16 protein-coding genes are annotated in these 20,733 nt (G+C 41.6%); 12 read left to right on the forward strand and 4 right to left on the reverse strand.

What is annotated here, in order from left to right; genetic code table 11:
• Positions 1 to 300: 300 nt before the first annotated feature.
• The 3 genes from ACVR1G_RS08485 to rsmG are packed head-to-tail and all read right to left on the reverse strand — an operon-like array spanning position 301 to position 3,090.
• Positions 301 to 972, reverse strand: a complete 672-nt coding sequence (locus ACVR1G_RS08485; RefSeq protein ID WP_447452747.1) for a potassium channel family protein — start codon at positions 970 to 972, stop codon at positions 301 to 303.
• A 13-nt stretch (positions 973 to 985) separates the two neighbouring features.
• On the reverse strand, positions 986 to 2,359 hold the full coding sequence (locus ACVR1G_RS08490) for a TrkH family potassium uptake protein (protein WP_447452748.1): 1,374 nt from the start codon (positions 2,357 to 2,359) through the stop codon (positions 986 to 988).
• Between the two features lie 17 nt (positions 2,360 to 2,376).
• Entirely contained in the window at positions 2,377 to 3,090 is a 714-nt protein-coding gene (gene rsmG / locus ACVR1G_RS08495) for a 16S rRNA (guanine(527)-N(7))-methyltransferase RsmG (RefSeq protein WP_447452814.1), read from the reverse strand.
• 519 nt (positions 3,091 to 3,609) lie between these two features.
• Here rsmG and ACVR1G_RS08500 point away from each other — a divergent pair.
• From ACVR1G_RS08500 to der, 9 genes are all read left to right on the forward strand, one after another.
• Positions 3,610 to 6,117, forward strand: coding sequence for a bifunctional 2',3'-cyclic-nucleotide 2'-phosphodiesterase/3'-nucleotidase (locus tag ACVR1G_RS08500; RefSeq protein WP_447452749.1), 2,508 nt, complete (start codon positions 3,610 to 3,612; stop codon positions 6,115 to 6,117).
• A gap of 297 nt (positions 6,118 to 6,414) precedes the next feature.
• Complete coding sequence (locus tag ACVR1G_RS08505; RefSeq protein ID WP_447452750.1) at positions 6,415 to 6,969, forward strand: LemA family protein; 555 nt, start codon at positions 6,415 to 6,417, stop codon at positions 6,967 to 6,969.
• Positions 6,970 to 6,978: 9 nt separating this feature from the next.
• Positions 6,979 to 7,878, forward strand: a complete 900-nt coding sequence (htpX, locus tag ACVR1G_RS08510) for a zinc metalloprotease HtpX (RefSeq protein WP_447452751.1) — start codon at positions 6,979 to 6,981, stop codon at positions 7,876 to 7,878.
• A 404-nt stretch (positions 7,879 to 8,282) separates the two neighbouring features.
• Complete coding sequence (locus ACVR1G_RS08515; RefSeq protein ID WP_447452752.1) at positions 8,283 to 8,819, forward strand: YceD family protein; 537 nt, start codon at positions 8,283 to 8,285, stop codon at positions 8,817 to 8,819.
• A 90-nt stretch (positions 8,820 to 8,909) separates the two neighbouring features.
• A complete protein-coding gene (locus ACVR1G_RS08520; protein WP_447452753.1) occupies positions 8,910 to 9,587 on the forward strand; it encodes a response regulator transcription factor in 678 nt (225 codons plus the stop codon).
• A 139-nt stretch (positions 9,588 to 9,726) separates the two neighbouring features.
• Positions 9,727 to 10,224: a transcriptional regulator NrdR gene (nrdR, locus tag ACVR1G_RS08525; RefSeq protein ID WP_447452754.1), complete on the forward strand. Its 498-nt coding sequence runs from the start codon at positions 9,727 to 9,729 to the stop codon at positions 10,222 to 10,224.
• Positions 10,211 to 11,365, forward strand: a complete 1,155-nt coding sequence (locus ACVR1G_RS08530; protein WP_447452755.1) for a replication initiation and membrane attachment family protein — start codon at positions 10,211 to 10,213, stop codon at positions 11,363 to 11,365. Before nrdR ends, ACVR1G_RS08530 begins: the two co-directional genes overlap by 14 nt.
• A complete protein-coding gene (gene dnaI / locus ACVR1G_RS08535; protein WP_447452756.1) occupies positions 11,366 to 12,265 on the forward strand; it encodes a primosomal protein DnaI in 900 nt (299 codons plus the stop codon).
• A gap of 41 nt (positions 12,266 to 12,306) precedes the next feature.
• Positions 12,307 to 13,617 carry a ribosome biogenesis GTPase Der gene (der, locus tag ACVR1G_RS08540; protein ID WP_447452757.1) on the forward strand — a complete coding sequence of 437 codons (1,311 nt, stop codon included), beginning with the start codon at positions 12,307 to 12,309 and terminating at the stop codon, positions 13,615 to 13,617.
• A gap of 585 nt (positions 13,618 to 14,202) precedes the next feature.
• Here der and ACVR1G_RS08545 read toward each other — a convergent pair.
• Positions 14,203 to 14,787 (reverse strand): GNAT family N-acetyltransferase, encoded by a 585-nt coding sequence (locus ACVR1G_RS08545; protein WP_447452758.1) that lies wholly within the window; start codon positions 14,785 to 14,787, stop codon positions 14,203 to 14,205.
• A 239-nt stretch (positions 14,788 to 15,026) separates the two neighbouring features.
• On the opposite strand from ACVR1G_RS08545, the gene ACVR1G_RS08550 reads away from it, so the two are divergent.
• The 3 genes from ACVR1G_RS08550 (at position 15,027) to murC (ending at position 20,381) form a co-directional block, all read left to right on the forward strand.
• Positions 15,027 to 18,119 (forward strand): pilus expression-regulating Snf2 family helicase, encoded by a 3,093-nt coding sequence (locus tag ACVR1G_RS08550; protein WP_447452759.1) that lies wholly within the window; start codon positions 15,027 to 15,029, stop codon positions 18,117 to 18,119.
• Positions 18,120 to 18,392: 273 nt separating this feature from the next.
• On the forward strand, positions 18,393 to 19,034 hold the full coding sequence (gene zapJ / locus ACVR1G_RS08555; RefSeq protein WP_447452760.1) for a divisome accessory protein ZapJ: 642 nt from the start codon (positions 18,393 to 18,395) through the stop codon (positions 19,032 to 19,034).
• A gap of 15 nt (positions 19,035 to 19,049) precedes the next feature.
• On the forward strand, positions 19,050 to 20,381 hold the full coding sequence (gene murC, locus ACVR1G_RS08560; RefSeq protein WP_447452761.1) for a UDP-N-acetylmuramate--L-alanine ligase: 1,332 nt from the start codon (positions 19,050 to 19,052) through the stop codon (positions 20,379 to 20,381).
• Positions 20,382 to 20,733: the final 352 nt, after the last annotated feature.

Here is a 20,733-nt window from a genome sequence, read left to right on the forward strand (position 1 = left end):
CCGCTTTTATAATCCTTGGCAGTAACTTTTTACAGTCAAAAATGGTAAGTTAGAGTGATATATATCGGGTCCACTTTTTAGTAATTAGAAGAGGCCTTTACTGATGTTTTTCTGACAGCGGATTTACTGATTTTTGGTAAGTTCTAAAGAATATTTTAATAGCCAAAAGGCTCTATAATTTCTAGTGAGGATTCTGCCCACTACAGAAATTATAGAGCCTTATTATGTTAATTTTCAGCCTGTTTCATGCTCCTTGATGTTGTGATACATGCCCTTATGCGAGCGGGTGAGTATCGAAGGCTATTTGAGAGCATTCAGATAGTCGTATTTTTCAAAGGTATCGGAACCGGCTACGGCGACAATGGAGGAATCTTCAGGAAAGATGGTATCGGCTAGGAGATTGGTTTTTAATTCTTCATTCTTTTTTGGGCGATAGCCGATGACATTGATATCATACTTACTGCGCAAGTTAAGTTTAGAAAGTTCTTTGTTGCGCCAGCTTTCAGGGAGTTGAAATTCTATGATAGCAATGCCTTCTTCCAAATGAAAGATATTTTGGATACGATGCCGCAGTATGGTGGAGGCTAGGGTGTGGCCGGATTCTCGTTCGGGTGAGATAACACGACTAGCCCCCATTTCATAAAGTACTTCTTCAAAGGTCGTATTACGAGCCTTGGCAGCAATAGAAGGGACACCCAGTTTCTTACAATTCATCAGCGCTAAGACAGAAGCGTCTAGGCTATTACCTGTAGCAATGACGACTTGTTGGCATTGGTCAATACCGGCGTCACGCAGGGTATCAATATTGGTAATATCTCCTAGAATAGCTTTGTTGACCTTATTAGCAATGGCTTGAATGTGGTCGGGGTTATTGTCGATGGCAATGACCTCCTCACCGAACCTTGCGAGTTCTTCGGCAAGGGTAGTCCCGAAAATACCGAGTCCCAAGATACCAACAATTTTTTCTGACATAATATTCCTTTCATTAGCCCAAGGTTAGATCCGTTTGGGCGTAGTTAATGGTTTGTTTATTTTTTTGTCGCAAGCTCAGGAGCACTGTGATTGGCCCGACACGTCCAAAAAACATCAGTGCCATGATAACCCAGCGTCCCCCCGTAGATAAGTGGCTTGTCACGTCCATAGAAACACCGACAGTCGCTAGAGCGCTGCAGGACTCAAATAAAAGCTTGAAAGGGGATATATGAGGTTCAAGCTCCAACAGGCTAACATAACCTATCATTAGAATGACAAAGAAAAAGACTAAGATCGTCAGTGTTTGCTTTAATAACTGGATAGGAAGGGTTCGATTGTAGACACTGACTTGAGTTTGTCCTGACAGCTCAGCTCTGAAAATCAAGAAGGTAATAGCAGTGACAATGAGTTTCAGGCCTCCGGCGGTCCCGCCTGGTGCCCCTCCAATAAGCATTTGAAGCATGAAGATAAAGTTGATGGAATTGCCGGCCTGTGTGTAATCAATTGTTGCAAAACCTGCCGTTCTCATAGTGACTGTCTGAAAGAAGCTAACGAGACCTTGCTGGAAGAAGCTAAGGTTACCGATAGTGGCGGGGTTGTTTAGTTCTAGGAGCCAGGCCAATATAGTTCCTAGAATGAGAATGGTAGAAGTTGTGACTAAGACCAGCCGAGTCTGAACAGAGAGCCTTCGCCTTGCCAAACGAAACTGACGAGGACGTTCACTCAACCATGATTTTACCATGTCGATAATAGCCATCCAGTTGCGAAAACCTAGGCCACCTGATATGATGGCGAAAGCAGTGGCTAGGTTGACAGTCCAGTTGAGCTGATAATGAAGCAGGCTGTTTGCGCCAAGATTGTCAAAGCCTGCATTGCAAAAAGCTGACACAGCAAGAAAGAGACTGTTGAAAATGCCGTGTAACCAGCCAAAACGAGGAATAAAGTCTGTCATTAAAATAAGAGCGGTCAGACTTTCTATAGTCAGTGTTATCTTATAAATGCGAAAAAGGTAGCGCTTGAGGTCAGCGCTGGAATTATTGCCAATAGAAGACTGAAGCAATTCCTGTTGTTTAAGCGACATGCGACGATTGATACTGTAGTAACTGAAAGCGATCAGACTGACAAGCCCAAGTCCACCAATTTGCATTAGGCACATAGCAACGACTTGACCTATACCATTGTAGACTTCTCCCATGGGGAAGACAGATAAACCGGTAACACAGACCATAGAGACAGTATTAAAAAGATGATCAAGATAGCTTGTGTTTTGAGCAGAGCTGTATTGCATGACGGGCAGGGATAGGATTAGACTTCCAATCACAATAGTGGAAATGAAGCTTAGGCTAATGCGTTGAGCAACTGAGAAATTTTTAAAAAGTTTAAACATGATTGATGAGATTTGTTTTATAGCGGTTTCTTATTTGGAAGGCCTGCCCTGCGAGGGTACTTATTTGGCGTTTCCTTTTTCTTTTCGATAATAGTAATGGTTCGCGGATCTCCATTGGGCAGATGGTAGGTTTGGGTATCAGTAACTTTAGCAAAGAGCAGTATCAATGCTTGCTTGGCTTGTAAGAGTTCTTCGTCAGCAGCAGCAGCTTTAAGAGCTATGAGATGACCGTTGACCTTGAGAAAGGGGACAGTCAGCTCTGTCAATATTTGCAAACGGGCAACAGCTCTGGCAGTTACTAGATCAAACTGTGCTCGGAAGGCCTTATCTTGTCCAAAGTCTTCAGCCCTTCCATGGTAAAAATGAACACCAGTTATGTTGAGTTTTTGAGCAAGGGTCTCAAGAAAATTAATACGCTTATTGAGGGAATCGATGATAGTCACCTGAAGTTCTGGACAGATAATTTTCATGGGCAGGCTGGGAAAGCCGGCGCCGGCTCCAATGTCTAAAAGTCGTATGGGACGATTAGTGACCATGCCTTGCAAAACAGGAGCCAAGGAATCGTAAAAGTGTTTTAGATAAACCTCGTTTTTTTCGGTGATAGCTGTTAGGTTAATCTTGTTATTCCAGTCAATCAAGAGTTCAAAGTAGGTCGCAAATTGCTGTTTTTGTTGTTCTGTCAGGGGATAGCCGGCTGCAGCCAGCTGCTCGTAAAATTCTTGAGGTGTCATCAGTTTCCTTCTTTTATCCATTTTAATAGCTCTATTCTACCATGTTTTAGATTATAGGTAAAAATAAGGAATTATTGGTGGAGAAATTTTCTTTTTTTCAATGCTTTTGCAAGTCTGGACAAAAACTGGTTCAGTCCTTATGTTTTTTGGATAAACTCTTAAAACAAAGGTTGCTAATGAGACTAGTTCCACTGCTCTTATCAATGATCTTTAACGATCCCCCGCACGGTTGAGGTACGTTTTTATCACAAGGACAAAACGAAAAATACGATCCATCTAACTGTGTGGACTCCGATAGCTCGAGGTGTAATGGCTCTCTAAAAACAAAAGGATGGGCTGATATTTTGGGGTTCAGACCATTCCAGGAGATCGAATACCTGAAAATAAGAGAGTTGCTGGCAATCAATTTCTTCTAATTTCTGAATTTTGTCTACACCCTTTTAATTTCTCCTTACTGAAAAGGCTTTCTTTTTGTATAATAGAGGTGTATCTTTACTTTTATTCTCAAAGGAGATGACAATGTCTAAACATTATTTCTTAAAAAGTGCGCTAGTACTATCTCTTTTTGTGGCAGCCAGTGGTACTGGCCTTCTTGTTCAAGCAGATGAATTATCTTCGGCTAATAGTGGTGCGGTAGCTTCAACAGCAAGTGGCAATATAGCTGAGGAAGACGGCCGCGGGGTTCCTAATCAGGCTGCTGAGTCGGCTGTGCCAACTTCTGAACAAGCCAAAACAAGTGCTCAACCTTTATCTGTTGAATCCGTGCCTTCATCTGGAAAAAGTTCGGAAACGTTAACAAGTGAAGCAGATACTGCAGGGTTTAAAATGGCTCCTCCAGTTACAACAGCATCTCAAGCTAAAGAGACTGTGAAAACACCAGAGCCTGTTGAAGGACAGACTGTTGATATGCGTATTCTCTCAACAACTGATCTCCATACCAATCTAGTCAACTACGACTATTATCAAGACAAGGCTTCCCAAACTGTCGGGCTTGCTAAAACAGCTGTGCTTATTGAAAAAGCGCGTAAGGAAAATAGCAACATTGTCCTTGTTGACAGCGGAGATACGATTCAAGGGACTCCATTTGGTACCTATAAGGCTCTTATTAATCCTGTTGAGGAAGGGCAGACCCACCCCATGTACAAGGCCTTTGAAAAATTAGGCTATGATGCTGAAACTTTGGGCAATCATGAATTTAATTACGGACTTGATTTTCTCAACCGTATGGTTAATACATCAGACGTTCCTATTGTCAATGCCAATGTCCGCGATGCTCATACAAATCAGTATTATTATCAGCCCTATATCATTCTCAACAAAGTTTTCACTGATACAAAGGGTAGACAAACAACTGTCAAGGTCGGCATTACAGGCGTTCTGCCAAGACAAATTCTAGTTTGGGATAAGGCCAATCTTGAAGGCAAGGTTATCGTTGATGATCCTGTTGAAGCAGTAAAAGCTATCGTTCCAAGCATGAAAGAAGCTGGTGCTGACATCGTTTTGGTTCTAGCTCATTCGGGTATCGGTGATGATAACTATGAAGTCGGCGAAGAAAATGAGGGCTATTTCCTAGCTGGCATTGATGGGGTTGATGCTGTTGCTACGGGACATTCACATGCTGATTTTCCTAATGGTGACGGTACAAGCTTTTACGCCAAATACAAAGGTGTCGATGATATCAACGGTCTCATCAATGGCAAGCCGGTTGTTATGGCTGGAAAGTTTGGTGATCATCTTGGTATTATGGATTTGACTTTGACCTATAAAGAGGGTAAGTGGCAGGTAACCAACAGCAAGTCTAAACTCCGTAAAATTGATACGACTTCTCCTGTAGCTGACCAAGAGCTGATTGATATGGTCAAAGAAGAGCACCAAGGTACGATAGATTATGTTCGCCAAAAGGTTGGCCAAACAACAGCACCGATTAACAGTTACTTTGCTCAAGTGCTGGATGATCCGTCCATTCAAATTGTAAACAATGCCCAACTCTGGTATGGTAAAAAACAATTGGCTGGTACAGCTGATGCCAATTTGCCAATTCTTTCTGCTGCCGCACCGTTTAAAGCGGGTACGCGCGGCGATGCCACTTACTACACAGACATTCCTGCCGGAGCATTGGCTATTAAAAATGTTGCCGATCTTTATCTCTATGACAATGTCACTGCTATCATTAAACTTACGGGTGCTCAAATCAAGGAATGGCTGGAAATGTCTGCTGGACAATTTAACCAGATCGATCCTAACAGCAGCAAACCTCAGCAGCTGATTAACAGTAACTATCGTTCTTATAACTTTGATGTGATTGATGGCCTGACTTACAAATTTGATATCACGCAGCCCAACAAGTATGACTACGAAGGAAAATTGGTTAATCCGACTGCCAGTCGTGTTCGCGAACTTAAATATCAGGGACAGCCAATTGACCCCAATCAAACCTTTATCGTCATCAGCAACAACTATCGGGCAACAGGTAATTTCCCTGGTGTCAGAGATGCTGCTGAAAAACGGCTGCTCAATCTGGAAAACCGGCAGGCTATCATTGACTATATAATATCTGAAAAAACCATCAATCCTTCAGCCGATGGCAATTGGTCCTTTACAGACAGTATCAAGGGCTTAGATATTCGCTTTTTATCATCTGAAAATGCCCAAAAATACCTAGCTGACCATGCTGAGATTTCCTATATTGGACCGTCTGCTTCTGAAGGTTTTGGGGAATATCGCTATACTTACATGGATTCTGACGTATCTAGTTCACTTATATCGTCAGCTGCTCCCTATGCAAATCAATTTGACAATCAGAATATTTACATTCTAACTACGAAATCTTTTGTCCAAGGCAGAGTGACTGCGAAGCCTGTCTACGTTCAGGCAACTGCAGAACCAATGGCTCAGACTAGTAAGAAAGCTCAGGAAGACCCAACATCACTACCTAAAACAGGTTTTTCTGATATTGAGGTATATTATGTAGTTGGCTATCTCTTCCTGACTTTAGCTACTTTCTTAGCTAGAAAAAGAAGACCATGATTTGTTTAGCGTTAAAAATTTTAAAAGATTCAGTGTTGATTTATCTCATGCTGAGTCTTTTTGTTTTTAATTACCATTTAATCCAATCCACTTAGACAGTTTATCGGTTTAGGAACTCACACTCAAAGGCATTCCTTCTCTTTTTCTTTTAAAAGATAGCGATTGAAAGAGCTGTTTTTTACTAAGGTTTCTGCTATAATAAAAAGGTGACATAAAAGAATGGCAGGTTTTAATTTTACTGAGGTTGGTATGAGCGTGGCTTCTACCGATTTCCTTTGTTAACTTGGAGGATGAACTATGTTGTGGATAATATTAGCAGTTGTTATTATAGTCGTTATTGGTTTTATTGTAATCAGCTATAATGGTTTGGTACGTTCACGTATGCAGACGCAGGAATCTTGGAGTCAGATCGATGTTCAGCTGAAACGTCGTAATGATCTTATTCCTAATCTGATTGAGACTGTTAAAGGCTACACTGCCTATGAAGAAAAAACTCTAACAAAAATTTCTGAACTGCGGGCACAGGTAGCCCAGGCCAAGAATCCAGCAGAAGCGATGCAGGCTAGTGATGCTTTGACCAAACAAGTATCAGGAATCTTTGCAGTAGCAGAAAATTATCCTGATTTGAAAGCCAATGCTAGTTTTGTAAAGCTGCAAGAGGAACTAACCAATACAGAAAATAAAATTTCTTACTCACGTCAGCTTTATAACTCAACAACAGCCAATTACAATACAAAACTGCAAACCTTCCCAAGTAGCTTAGTTGCTGGTATCTTTGGATTTAAACCGTCTCAATTTTTAGAAACAGCTGAGGAGGAAAAGGCTGTTCCCAAGGTTGATTTCAACTTATAGGAGACACTCATGCTCTATCAACAAATTGCATCCAACAAGCGACGCACGGTTCTCCTTTTGCTCTTGTTTTTTAGCCTATTGGCTATTATTGGAGCTGCTGTCGGCTATCTCTGGTTGGGTAGTTGGCTTGGAGGTCTCATTATTGCCCTCATTATTGGAACTATCTATGCTATGTCAATGATTTTTCAGTCAACTAATGTGGTCATGTCTATGAACAATGCCCGTGAAATTACAGCTGGAGACTATCCTGACTATTATCATATTGTAGAAGATATGGCTATGGTAGCACAAGTTCCCATGCCTCGTGTCTTTGTTATTGATGATCCCTCTCTCAATGCTTTTGCGACTGGGTCCTCACCTGAAAATTCAGCAGTTGCTGCAACTAGTGGTATTTTAGCGGCTATGAATCGCGAAGAATTAGAAGGGGTTATCGGCCATGAAATCAGCCATATTAGAAATTACGATATTCGTATTTCAACTATCGCTGTAGCTTTAGCCAGTGCCATTACTCTGATTTCCAGTATCGGTGGTCGTATGATGTGGTGGGGCGGTGGTAGCAGACGTCGCTCTAGCGATAGTGAAGGTGGTGGCAGTATCGGCGTCCTTATGCTAGCTTTCTCTTTAATAGCCTTGATCTTGGCGCCTTTAGCTGCTAGCTTGGTTCAGCTAGCTATTTCTCGTCAGCGAGAATATTTGGCTGATGCCAGCTCAGTAGAGCTGACGCGAAATCCTCAGGGACTGATTAGTGCGCTCAAAAAATTAGATCAATCCCAGCCTATGCAACAACCAGTTGATGATGCCAGTGCGGCTCTTTATATCAATGATCCTAAGAAAAAAGGCGGGGTTAAATCTCTATTTTTCACCCATCCGCCAATTGAAGAGCGGATTGCCCGCCTAGAGGCAGCTTAACTTAAATATGACAAAACTATCGCTCTCGTTGGGCGATTTTTGTTTTCTTGTAAAGAAATTGCAAACTATTTCTGCTATATTAAGAGCAATCAATTTTGTGAGAGTGATATTCCTTGAAAATCAAAATAGTATTTTATTGCGGCAAGCGCTGTATCTTTTAGATGAAAAATGGAATTTTTCCCATCTAGAATAGCTGAGCGTTCACTGGATTATGTTCTGAGACTTATCAATAATAAGTCTCATCTCTTATTATTAGCCAGTTGAACCTTTCAGGGCTTTTAGTTTGTATTGATTTTCTTTGAGTAGGCAACTTAACGACTTGATTAGGAAAAATTACTAATATCATACGTAGGTCGTACTTTCTAGGAAAGGCCTATGTTTATGTTCATCGATTGGGAGAATTTATGTTTAATATTGCAGAATTAAAAAAAAATCCGGATGGTCTTCGATTTGATCAAAAACTGGATATCAAGCCTATGCTATTGGAGCGCAATTCAGAAATTATAGATGTCACAGACGTTAAAGCCAAGGGATTAGTTGGCTATGATGAAGGCCTCTTTTTACTGAATTATGATTTAACTTATCAATTGGTTCTTCCGTCAAGCCGATCGATGGAGCCAGTTTATTTGGATCAAAATATTTTTGTATCAGAAGTCTTTGTAGAAGCAGCAGAAGCTGAGATCCAAAAAGAATTAGTTGAGGATGATTTGGTTTTAATCTTAGAGGATGATCAGATTGATCTCAAGGAGAGTGTTGTTGATAATATTTTGCTCAACATTCCGCTCAAGGTCTTAACACCAGAAGAAACAGAAAGCGATGTTCTGCCATCGGGGCAGGATTGGTCTGTATTGACGGAATCACAGTACCAGACTTTGCAGGACGAAAAGAAAGCAGCTAAGAGTCCCTTTGCTGCCTTGGAAGGCTTATTTGATTCGGAGTAAACCTGAAGAAGGTGAATAGGTAAAAAGAAAGAGGAGGGTCTATCACTGTTTTACGGAAATAGAGATAGACAAACGAATGGAGGTAAGAGTATGGCTAAACGAATCCTAATTATTGAAGATGAGAAAAGCTTGTCACGTTTAGTATCTCTAAGGTTACAAGAAAAGGGATATCAAGTCACAGTCAGTCAAGATGGAAAATCAGGATTGACGATGGCTCTGGAAAGGGATTTTGAACTAATTTTTATTGATCTCAAGCTGCCTGATAAGGATGGTTTAGATTTGATGCATCAGATTAGACGAGAGAAGTCCATGCCGATTGTGATGATGGTCGATCGAGAAGCAATTGCCAGCATCCAATCAAAGACTGATGAACTAGCGGATGAGTATATGATTAAGCCTTTTGCTGTTGAAGAATTACTGGAAAAGGCAGAAGAAGCCTTTGCCCGCGGAAAAACAAGAATTTATCGCCAAAAGGCTCCTTACCATGATTTGATATTAGATGAAGCCAATCGGTCAGTGATACGTAAGGGGGAGAGTATTGCTTTGACCAATCGTGAATTTGCCTTATTATCGACCCTGCTTAGGCATATCAATACAGTGATGACACGTGAAGAACTGCTGGACTATGTTTGGAGCTACAGTAACGGTGCGGTTGAAACCAATGTCGTTGATGTCTATATTCGTTACCTTCGTGGTAAAATTGATATTCCTGGCAATGACTCATACATCCAGACAGTGCGAGGGATGGGGTATGTAATCCGTAGTTAATTGGGCAATAGTCTGATGAGATAGAGTGGCAATAGATAAGAGATGACTGGATTTGACAGGGAGGGTCAATCCTTTTTTTATACTTAAAAATATGATAAAATAAAGTATTACTAAAGAATGATAGAATTGGGGTGTTTGCATGCGTTGTCCAAGATGTAATCGTAATAAATCCAGCGTTATTGACAGCCGTCAGGCTGAAGATGGCAATACCATCCGCCGCCGCCGTGAATGTGATAACTGTGGCGCGCGTTTTACAACCTTTGAGCGCATCGAAGAAGTCCCCCTCTTGGTTGTTAAGAAGGATGGTACGCGGGAGCAGTTCTCTCGTGATAAAATTCTCAATGGCATTATCCAGAGTGCTCAAAAGAGGCCTGTCTCCAGTAGTGATATTGAAAGTGTAATCAGCCGTATTGAACAAAAGATTCGTGGAGAATACGACAGCGAAGTTACCAGCGAAGTCATCGGCAATCTCGTAATGGATGAACTAGCGGACTTAGATGAGATCACCTACGTCCGCTTTGCCAGTGTCTACCGCAGTTTTAAGGATGTGGATGAAATTGAGGATCTCTTGCAGCAGATAACCAATCGTGTCCACAGTAAAAACAAGAAAAATAAGGAACAAGATGAAACCGATTGATAATTTTTCTTTTGTGAAAAATAATCAGGTCAGCAGAGATATGACTAATCTGATTCGGCTCTATTTACCGATTATAGGCAGTGATGCTGTGGTGGTTTATCAGTATCTGACTAGCTTTTATGATAACGGTCAACAGTTGCATAAGATTGCTGAAATTTTAAATCACACACTCTTTGATCTGCCGCGTTTTGAAAATTCTCTTGCTGTTCTGACTGGGATGGATCTGGTGGCATTTTATCAGGAGTTGGATAAATATATTATCGAACTTAGGGAGCCTTTGACACCAGAACATTTCCTCTCTCATGCTGTTTATAGGCGTTTGCTGGAGAGACATATTGGTGATGTTGCTGTGGCAGATTTGGAAAAATCCGATTTAGGTCGGGTACGCAACCTTTCCAAAAAATTTTCAGAGGTTTTTTCAGATACGGGTGAGATTGATGTGCAGCCTATGAGATCCAAAACCTATTTTGACTTGGATAGTTTTAAACAAAGAATGACTATTGATGGTCTGCATTTTAGCAAGGAAAAAGAGGATGTTATCGCACTGAATAATCTTGCTGAAAAATTCAGCCTTACTTGGTTTGATGTTTATCAGTTGGCGAAGGAGACTGCCAGTCACCATAAAATTTTACCTAAGCGCATCGCAGCCAAACTCCATCAGCCTAAGTCCAACAAAGCCACTGAACTCAGCCGCGAAGAGGAAATTATCATCAGAGAGGCTAAATCCTCAGTACCTGAGAATTTTTTAGCCAAGATTAAAGTTGGCTTGGGTGCTGTAACAACGACTGATAAGGAAAAGAAGATTTTGTCAGACTTGGTTGAGATGGACTTTCTTGATGAAGTTATTAATGTCATGATAGTCTATTATTTTAAGCGACACAGTTCTGCTACTTTGGCTAGAAATGCTATGATGAGTCTGGCAAATGTCGTGTCATCAAAAAAGGCTACGACAGCTGAAGCTGCTTTTGAAGCCCTGCGTCAGCACGGTCGAGCAAGAAATCAAAAATCCAAGCAAACTGTTTCCAGTGTGCCCGACTGGAGTAATCCAAATTACAAAGAGCAGACGACACCTGAGGAACAGCAGAAGCTTGATGAGATGAAACGTCAAATGTTAGCGAAACTTGGAAAGGGTGGTGAGTAGATGGAAAGTATAGGGGAGACCTTGGCAAAAAAGACTGCTCATGAGCGTGTTGATCTAGAGGCTCTGACTAACCAGATTATGGCTGATCAAGCAATCGCAGATTTTATTCAAGAACATCAGTTGACATCTGATGAGATCAAGCGGAGCCTGCCCAAATTTAATCAGTTTTTAGGTGAACGTCGCAAGTATCAGACAGCCGATGATAGGTATAGGGCTAAGGGGTATGAACCTATTCTTGTGATGAATGAGGGTTATGCAGATGTCTCTTATAAAGAAACACAGGCCCTCAAGCAAGCGCAGGCGCAAAAAGCCATTGCTGATCGTATTCATGTAGTTAGTTTACCGAGATCTTATAAACATATTACTTTTGAGGATGTCGATCTTACTGGCTCTCGTGCGGATGTCTTTAAATATTTGGTTAGCTTTGTAGACAGTTATCCGGCTCCTGGTCAAAAAGGCCTCTATCTGTACGGGGATATGGGAATCGGTAAGTCCTTTATGCTGGCGGCCATGGCGCATGAATTGTCTGAAAAAAAGTCTGTTGAGACAACGATGCTTCATTACCCTAGCTTTGTTATTGATATAAAAAATGCTATTAATAGTGGCAATGTCAAGGAAGAGATCGATGCCGTTAAATCGGTTCCCGTTTTGATTCTAGATGATATTGGAGCAGAGCAGACGACATCTTGGGTACGCGATGAGATCTTGCAGGTCATTTTACAACACCGTATGCTGGAAGAACTACCAACCTTTTTCACCTCTAATTACAGCTTAGCTAATTTAGAGGCTAAGTTTGGTAATATCAAGGGAGCTGATGAGACTTGGCAGGCTAAGCGTGTACTGGAGCGTGTACGCTATCTGGCTAAGGCTGTTCATCTCCTAGGGGAAAATCGCAGATAGAACTGCAGGGAAAGCAGTGAGTATAGAAAGGAACTTAAGGAATGGCCTTACCAACTGTGGCTATTGTAGGACGTCCCAATGTCGGGAAATCAACCCTTTTTAATCGGATTGCGGGTGAGCGCATTTCAATTGTTGAGGATGTTGAAGGGGTTACTCGGGATCGGATTTATACTAAGGCTGAGTGGCTGAATCGTCAGTTCAGCATTATTGACACGGGGGGGATTGATGATGTTGATGCCCCTTTTATGGAGCAGATTAAACATCAGGCTGATATTGCTATGACGGAAAGCGATGTTATTGTCTTTGTTGTCTCAGGCAAGGAAGGCGTGACGGACGCTGATGAATATGTTGCTAAGATTCTCTACCGGACACATAAGCCTGTTATTCTGGCTGTCAATAAGGTAGACAACCCAGAAATGCGTAACGATATTTATGATTTTTATACCTTAGGGTTGGGAGATCCCTATCCTCTTTCTTCAGTTCACGGCATCGGCACGGGGGATATTTTAGATGCTATTGTAGAAAAACTTCCCGCTGAGAAAGAAGATGATGATCCTAACATTATCAGGTTCAGTTTAATTGGACGTCCTAATGTTGGCAAATCCAGCCTCATCAATGCCATATTGGGTGAGGAGCGCGTGATTGCTAGCCCCCTTGCTGGAACGACTCGTGATGCCATAGATACTGACTTTAAAGACAGTGAAGGTCAAGAGTATACTATGATCGACACTGCTGGTATGCGTAAATCTGGCAAAGTCTACGAAAACACTGAGAAGTACTCAGTAATGCGCTCGATGCGGGCTATTGACCGCTCAGATGTTGTACTGGTTGTTATCAACGCCGAAGAAGGTATTCGAGAGTACGACAAGCGAATTGCTGGTTTTGCTCACGAGGCTGGCAAAGGGATTATTATTGTGGTCAATAAATGGGATGCCATTGAGAAAGATAATTACACCGTAAGTCAGTGGGAAATGGATATCAGAAAGAACTTCCAATTTTTGGCTTATGCTCCAATAGTCTTTGTATCTGCGGAGACTAAGCAGCGGTTGCATAAGCTACCTGAGCTGATTAAACGCATTAGTCAGAGCCAGAATAGACGGATTCCATCTGCTGTGCTTAATGATGTCATTATGGATGCGGTCGCTATTAACCCAACACCGACTGATAAGGGGAAACGCTTAAAAATCTTCTATGCGACCCAAGTTTCGGTCAAACCGCCGACTTTTGTTATCTTTGTTAACGAAGAAGAGTTGATGCATTTCTCTTATCTGCGCTTTTTGGAAAATCAAATTCGCGAAGCCTTCATTTTTGAAGGAACACCAATTCATTTAATTGTTAGAAAACGCAAGTAGGTTTAGATAAAGTAGCTATATACCCGTTTGGATTTACACATGAGACTAAGCAGTGGATGTCTTGTTCCATTAAAGCAGGTTCAATATCTGTAGAAGAAAGCCTAGTTTGTCTCTTTGTTTAGCAACTTTAATGGCTATTTATAGCAAAAAGAGGTTGAGACAAAAGTTCTCAGCCTTGTTTATTTGGTCAATTTTATTTGCTAGGCGCAGTGGTTGGGAGAAAAACTGGTTGGCTCTGCCAAGAAGTCTTACCCCTGCACAGTTCATTAGGTGCTTTAGTACCAATGAACCACTGCTGGTTGGATACCTTATCCCTTGCTACCCAAGCGATATCGGCCAACCTAATCAACTTTGCGGAGGTGGGTTAAAAAGGTCTATTAGACCTTTTTAATTGAGAAGATAGATTGTAAAGCAAGTGTCAAAATGCTCCAGTAGAGTTTGGCAGCCTGAAGATAGACTGCCAAAGCCTGCCACCTAAAAACAGGAAAGTGGCAGAGGCCTGAGCCTTAAAATAAGAGAGCAAGGAAAATCAAAATCGTGATTTTACCACGATTTACTGATTTCTGTCTCATTCTCTATTTTATTCTAGCTTTTATACTCTTGATAGAGAGAAGTTTCTGAAAAGGGGATAATAGGCTGGGGTTGACTGGGGGTGGTAGCAAGAGATTTTTCCAGCCATTTCATATCATACCAGCGACCAAATTTATAGCCGGCTTGTTTGAAGTGTCCTACAACCTGATATCCTAGATGCTGATGGAATTCCTGACTATTGTTCGTCAGGCGGCTATCTGCTTTGGCTGTTGTCGCAATACAGGCCAAAGCTGTCAGGATTCCTTGGGCTTTCAAGCAGGATTCTAGTTGCTCATAAAAGAGGCGGCCTAACCCCATTCCCTTAGCGTTGGGAGCCAGATAGATAGTGACCTCAGCCAACCACTGGTAAGCTTCTCTGGGATGGAAAGCTGAGGCGTAAGCATAGCCTAGGATCTGCTTCTTGTTTTCAGCAACGAAGTAGGGATAGATTTGGCTAATACTTTGCCAACGCTGAGTGAAGTCTTCAAGGGAGGGGCAATTGTATTCAAAGCTGATAGCTGTCTCTTCAACATAAGGTTTATAAATTTTTAACAAATCGGGTAAATCTTCTTGCGTAGCAAGACGAATAGTCGGTGACATAGCAGAGATTCTCCTTATCTCAAAATACTAAGCTGTAGGTGATTCAAAGAAAGTTGGGAAATAGCCCTTAGGACTTAACTATAGAGTTCAAATGCTGACTTGCTTGCTGGTTTGCAGCCTAGGTTTTATGTGTTACCAGTATAACATAAAAGAACTTTATGGCACTATTTTTGTGAAATAGTTTGTATAATCTGCTATAATGACAAGATAAGTAAAATTAGATTGGACTAATGTTTGGTATGGCAAGATTGATTCCGGGACGTATCCGCAATGAAGGAATCGTCCTATCTGAAGCAGGCAAAATCAAAATATTATCCACGGTTGATAAGATTATTAAAGCAGAAGTAGATGGAGTGGCCCTTTCTTTTTCCTTTGATGACGATAAAGTAAGCTGCGAGTGTTTGATGTTTGCGCAAAAGAATTACTGCCCCCATCTAGCTGCTATTGAATATTATTTAAAAAACGATGAGATTGGTAAAGAATTGGTTGAACAGTTGGTTAATGATGACGTTTACCAACAGCATCAAGAGAAGCTTTTTTCTTTCGGTAGCATCTTTTTAGATGGCTTAGCTGTTAATGAGGATGATAGTCTCAAATATCGTTTGTCGGTTACTGGAGAGCAAGATTCCTATTCCTCGGCTATCTGGTGGACACTTTATATTAATCGCCTGCCAGACGATCGCCGCTATATTATTCGGGATATTAGTACCTTTTTAAAGGTTCTAAGGCGTGAGGATTCTTATCAAATAGGTAAGAATTATTTTGAGCCGATTTCTTATATTCAATTTGATGAAGCTAGTCGAGAATTTATTGATTTCCTCTGGCGTCTGATTCCTGATGATGATCCCAATCACCTAGATTATCTTTTGCCTAACCGTGCCCGGCATTTGAGCTTACCGCATGGCTTTTTTGAAGAGGGGATCCATCTGATGCAGGATCTCTACGATTTTCAGATCAGTCTCAATCATCATGATTACCGAGAAGTTTATTTTAAGGAGTTGACAGGGGAAGACAGCTTATATACCTTCAAAGTTCTTGTCCATCAGTTATCTTTGGAGCTGATTATTTCAGAAAAAACCAGTCAATCTTTCTTTGATCACGCTTATGTGCTCTACCGTCAGACCTTTTATCACCTTACTGCAAAGCAGCGTAAGCTAGTCAAGGCTATCAAGGGATTAGCTATTGAAGAAGACTTGAGTAAGCATGTCCACTTTGATTTGGACGACCAGGGGAAATTGGCTGCCAGTCTTTTGGATTTTGCAGAGATAGGTCGTATTGATGCGCCTAGATCTTTTGCTATCAGGGATTTTAAGCCTAGTTTTGACTTGGATTTGGCTGACAACCAAGAGATTTTGCTCAAAGTAACGTATGATTACGATGGCGTTAAGGTAAGAAGCCGGGACGGTTTGAATGAATTACCCTTTAGCAGTAACTTTAAGCGCGAAGAACAGATCAATCGGGTGTTGGCAGCAGAGGGCTTTATGGGGCAGTTCACTGCCCGTCATCTGCCACTTTATGGTGAGGAGCTTTATAATTTCTTTACTCGTACGATCCCTCGTTTGCAGAACTTGGGTCAGGTTCACTTAAGTGAGACTTTAGATGCCCTTCGCTATTATGAAAGCCCACAGGTCAAAATATCAGCCCAGCAGGGATTGCTTGATGTATCTTTTGACTTTTCTTCTATCTACGAGGGAGATATTAATCAAGCCCTTCAAGCTTTATTTAAAAATGAACCTTATTATGTCAATGATCAGGGGCGGTTAGTTGTCTTTGATGAGGAAACCCAGAAGATTAGTCGTACTCTAAAATCTCTGCAGGCTCAACCGCAGCAGGATGGCCGTCTCAAACTGAGTAATTTGGCTGCTTTTCAAATTTCCCAGCTCTATCAGGATTCCAAACGGGTAGATTTTTCAGCTGATTTCCAGCAGTTAGCCTATGATTTGACTCACCCTCAGGAATTTAAAACTACTCAGATATCTGTTCAGGCCCAGTTGCGGGATTATCAGCTGACGGGTGTTAAGTGGCTGTCTATGCTGGATTATTATGGATTTGGTGGCATTTTAGCTGATGATATGGGATTGGGTAAGACCCTGCAGACAATTGCTTTTTTGACTTCCAGATTGCAGGAAAGTTCTCGAGTCCTTATTTTATCACCTTCCAGCTTAATCTATAATTGGAAGGATGAATTCACTAAATTTGCTCCCGAACTTGATGTAACTGTTTCTTACGGTTTAAAACAAGAAAGGTTGTCTATCATTGAGTCGGGGCACCAGATTATGATTACCAGTTATGCCTCTTTTCGTCAGGATTTTGATCAATATCAGACGCAGCACTATGACTATTTAATTTTGGATGAAGCTCAGGTAATGAAAAATACTCAAACCAAGATAGCTCAATCATTGAGAGCCTTTGAGGTTGATCATTGTTTTGCACTCTCTGGTACGCCGATTGAGAATAAGCTTCTAGAGATTTGGTCAATCTTTCAAATTGTGCTACCAGGGCTTCTGCCACCAAAAAAAGCCTTTCTTAAACTAGAAGCTGCGGAAGTAGCTCGTTATATCAAGCCATTTATCATGAGGCGCAAAAAAGAAGAGGTTCTGCCAGAATTACCTGAACTGACTGAAACGACCTATTATAATGAATTAGATGATAAGCAAAAAGCTATCTATCTGGCCCAGTTGAGGCAGATGCAAGATAGTGTTAGTCAGGCTTCCGATGCTGAACTTAATCGTCAGAAGATCCAAATTCTAGCGGGGATTACACGATTGCGCCAAATCTGTGATACACCGGCTCTCTTTATGAATTACGATGGAGAAAGCGGCAAGATTGACAGTCTACGTCAACTTCTCAGCCAGATTCAAGACAGTGGACATCGCACCCTAATTTTCTCGCAGTTTAGAGATATGTTAGAGATAGCAGAGCAGGAAGCTCATGAACTCGGTTTGACCACCTATAAAATAACCGGCTCTACACCGGCTGAGCAGCGGCAGGAAATGACCAAGGCCTTCAATAATGGCAGCAGGGATATTTTTCTCGTTTCTCTCAAAGCTGGTGGGGTTGGTCTTAACCTAACGGGGGCTGATACAGTTATTTTAATTGATCTCTGGTGGAATCCAGCAGTGGAAATGCAGGCTATCAGCCGTGCCCACCGCATCGGTCAGCAGCAGAATGTTGAAGTTTATCGACTGATTACGAGGGGAACTATTGAAGAAAAAATCTTAGAAATGCAGGATTCTAAGAAGAACTTGGTTACTACGGTCCTTGACGGTAATGAGAGTCGTGCTAATATGACAATCGAAGATATCAAAGAAATTTTGGGCGTAAAAAGCTGATATCTTTTTGACAAGTCCATCATTTAGGGTATAATAGTAATGTTAGAGCCCTACTTAAGGGTCGAAAATGCGATTTGTATAGAAAAAGCAGCGAAGTTGTTTAAGCTTTGACTATTCTGGAGTATAACCGTTTTTAGAGGTCAACATCTTTGTCAAGTTTTCTATTTTTCAATCGGATTTCACTGGTACTTGCTGTGCAAGGTTTAACCGCCGGTTGCTATAGTTCAGAGAGTTATAGCATGGCCCTGAGTATCTTAAAAAGGAGAGAGATCTATGGTTAGAAAAAAGGATCAGTTTCCATTAGTAGCAGATGATGAGTTGGTTATTGCGACAGCTCCTCAGATGCAGCTCTATGATAATGAAGATTTAATTAATAATATTCACGGGGACTATCATGATAAGTCTTACAGCGATAATTATGTGATGGGAGAACAGTCTGCCAGTTCGGCAGGTCGAGCCTACGCTCAAGGGCGCGTTGCTGAAAGGGAAAAGGCCAAGTCTTATGCTGAGCTGGCGCGTGAAGAAGCTAGACAGGATTTGAAGCGTAAGCGCCAGACCTATATTGCTCAGGAGTCTAAAATCCCTGCCAAACCCAATTTCCAGCGTCGCGAGTTTACTGATAAAGCACCAGCCTCTAAACCTACTATTTTCTTTAATGGTAAGACGGCAGATACTAGTAAAGAATCGCCGGTCAATGAGCTAGCGCGGTTCAGCCATAATCTACATCAGGATCACTATATTTTAGCTGAGTTGCCTAAGACCTACCAGAAACCTAAAAATCCTTCAAATAGGCAGGCCAAGAAAAACAATTACGACTTCCTCAAGCGGAGCCAAATTTACAATCAAGAAGAAACCAGACAGCGTCGTACGCATCAGATTGCCAAAGAGTTAAATCTAATGTTAGATGGCGAATAGGAGAAATGGAAACACATGTCTAAAACCTATCATTTTATCGGAATCAAAGGCTCAGGGATGAGTGCCCTGGCTCTGATGTTGCACCAAATGGGGTACAAGGTTCAGGGGTCTGATGTTGAAAAATATTATTTTACCCAACGTGGACTTGAACAAGCTGGGATTACGATTCTTCCCTTTGATGAAAGCAATATTACGGCTGATGTTGAACTGATTGCCGGCAATGCTTTTCGTCAAGATAATAACATTGAGGTAGCTTATGCTGTGCAGCACGGTTTTACCTTCAAGCGCTACCATGAATTCTTAGGTGATTTCATGGAACAGTTTACTAGCTTGGGTGTAGCTGGGGCTCATGGCAAAACTTCAACGACGGGGCTTTTAGCACATGTGTTACGCAATATTACGGATACCTCTTTCTTAATTGGTGACGGGACCGGTCGCGGTTCAGCTAACAGTCAATACTTTGTTTTTGAATCTGATGAGTATGAGCGCCATTTCATGCCCTACCACCCTGTCTATTCCATTATTACGAATATTGATTTCGATCATCCTGATTACTTCACTTCCATTGATGATGTCTTCAATGCCTTTAATGACTATGCCAAGCAGGTACAAAAGGGGCTGTTTGTCTATGGTGAAGATCCTTATCTGCGCAAGATTACGGCTCAGGCTCCGATTTATTATTATGGCTTTGAAGAATCTGATGATTTCATAGCTTATAATATTGTCCGTACAACTAACGGTTCTGACTTTAAGGTTAAGCATAAGGGACAGGATCTAGGAACTTTTCATGTACCAGCTTATGGCCGACATAATATTTTGAATGCGACAGCTGTTATTGCTAATCTCTATGTTGCTGGTTTTAATATGGATTTGGTCGCTCAGAACCTTAAGACCTTTGCTGGTGTTAAGCGTCGGTTTACGGAAAAACTTGTCAACGATACTATCATTATTGATGACTTTGCTCACCATCCGACAGAAATTATTGCCACTCTGGATGCAGCCCGACAGAAATACCCATCGCGGGAGATTGTAGCGATTTTTCAACCCCATACGTTTACACGGACGATTGCTCTTTTGGATGAATTTGCAGAAGCGCTGAATGAGGCAGATAGTGTTTACTTGGCTCAAATCTACGGCTCAGCCCGCGAGCGTGATAGAGGTCAGGTCAAGGTTGAAGATTTAGCAGATAAGCTACAAAAGCCTGCAAAAGTTGTGACAGTGGATAATGTATCACCGCTGCTTGATCATGATAATGCTGTTTATGTCTTTATGGGAGCTGGTGATATTCAGCTTTACGAACGCTCCTTTGAAGAATTGATTGCCAATCTGGCTTCCAATACGCAATAGCGTGATAAGAGGGTGAGAATTGGAAATGTTTGACGTTTCCAGCTCTCACCTTTTCCTTTTGGGGAAAGTGAGCCAACTTTGTCCCCTCGAATTCTGCTTGTTTCTCACTTCAGAATATCTACAGGCGGTCGGGTACGCTAGAGAGTTGAATTTGATTAACTCGCGGGCAAGCCTAGTGGTGAATAGGCAGACTTTGGTAGCGACTGCCGTTAGTTACTGAAGCACTTTGTCGCCTTCTCATTTCTAGACAAGGACCTAAAGCTCTTTGCTGAGCATCTTAGCCGCTTAACTTTGCTGTCTTGCTTAGTTCTGATGGATTTTCTTTGAGTATAAACGAACTTAAACGGAGGAA

The organism is Streptococcus dentasini, from assembly GCF_053206945.1.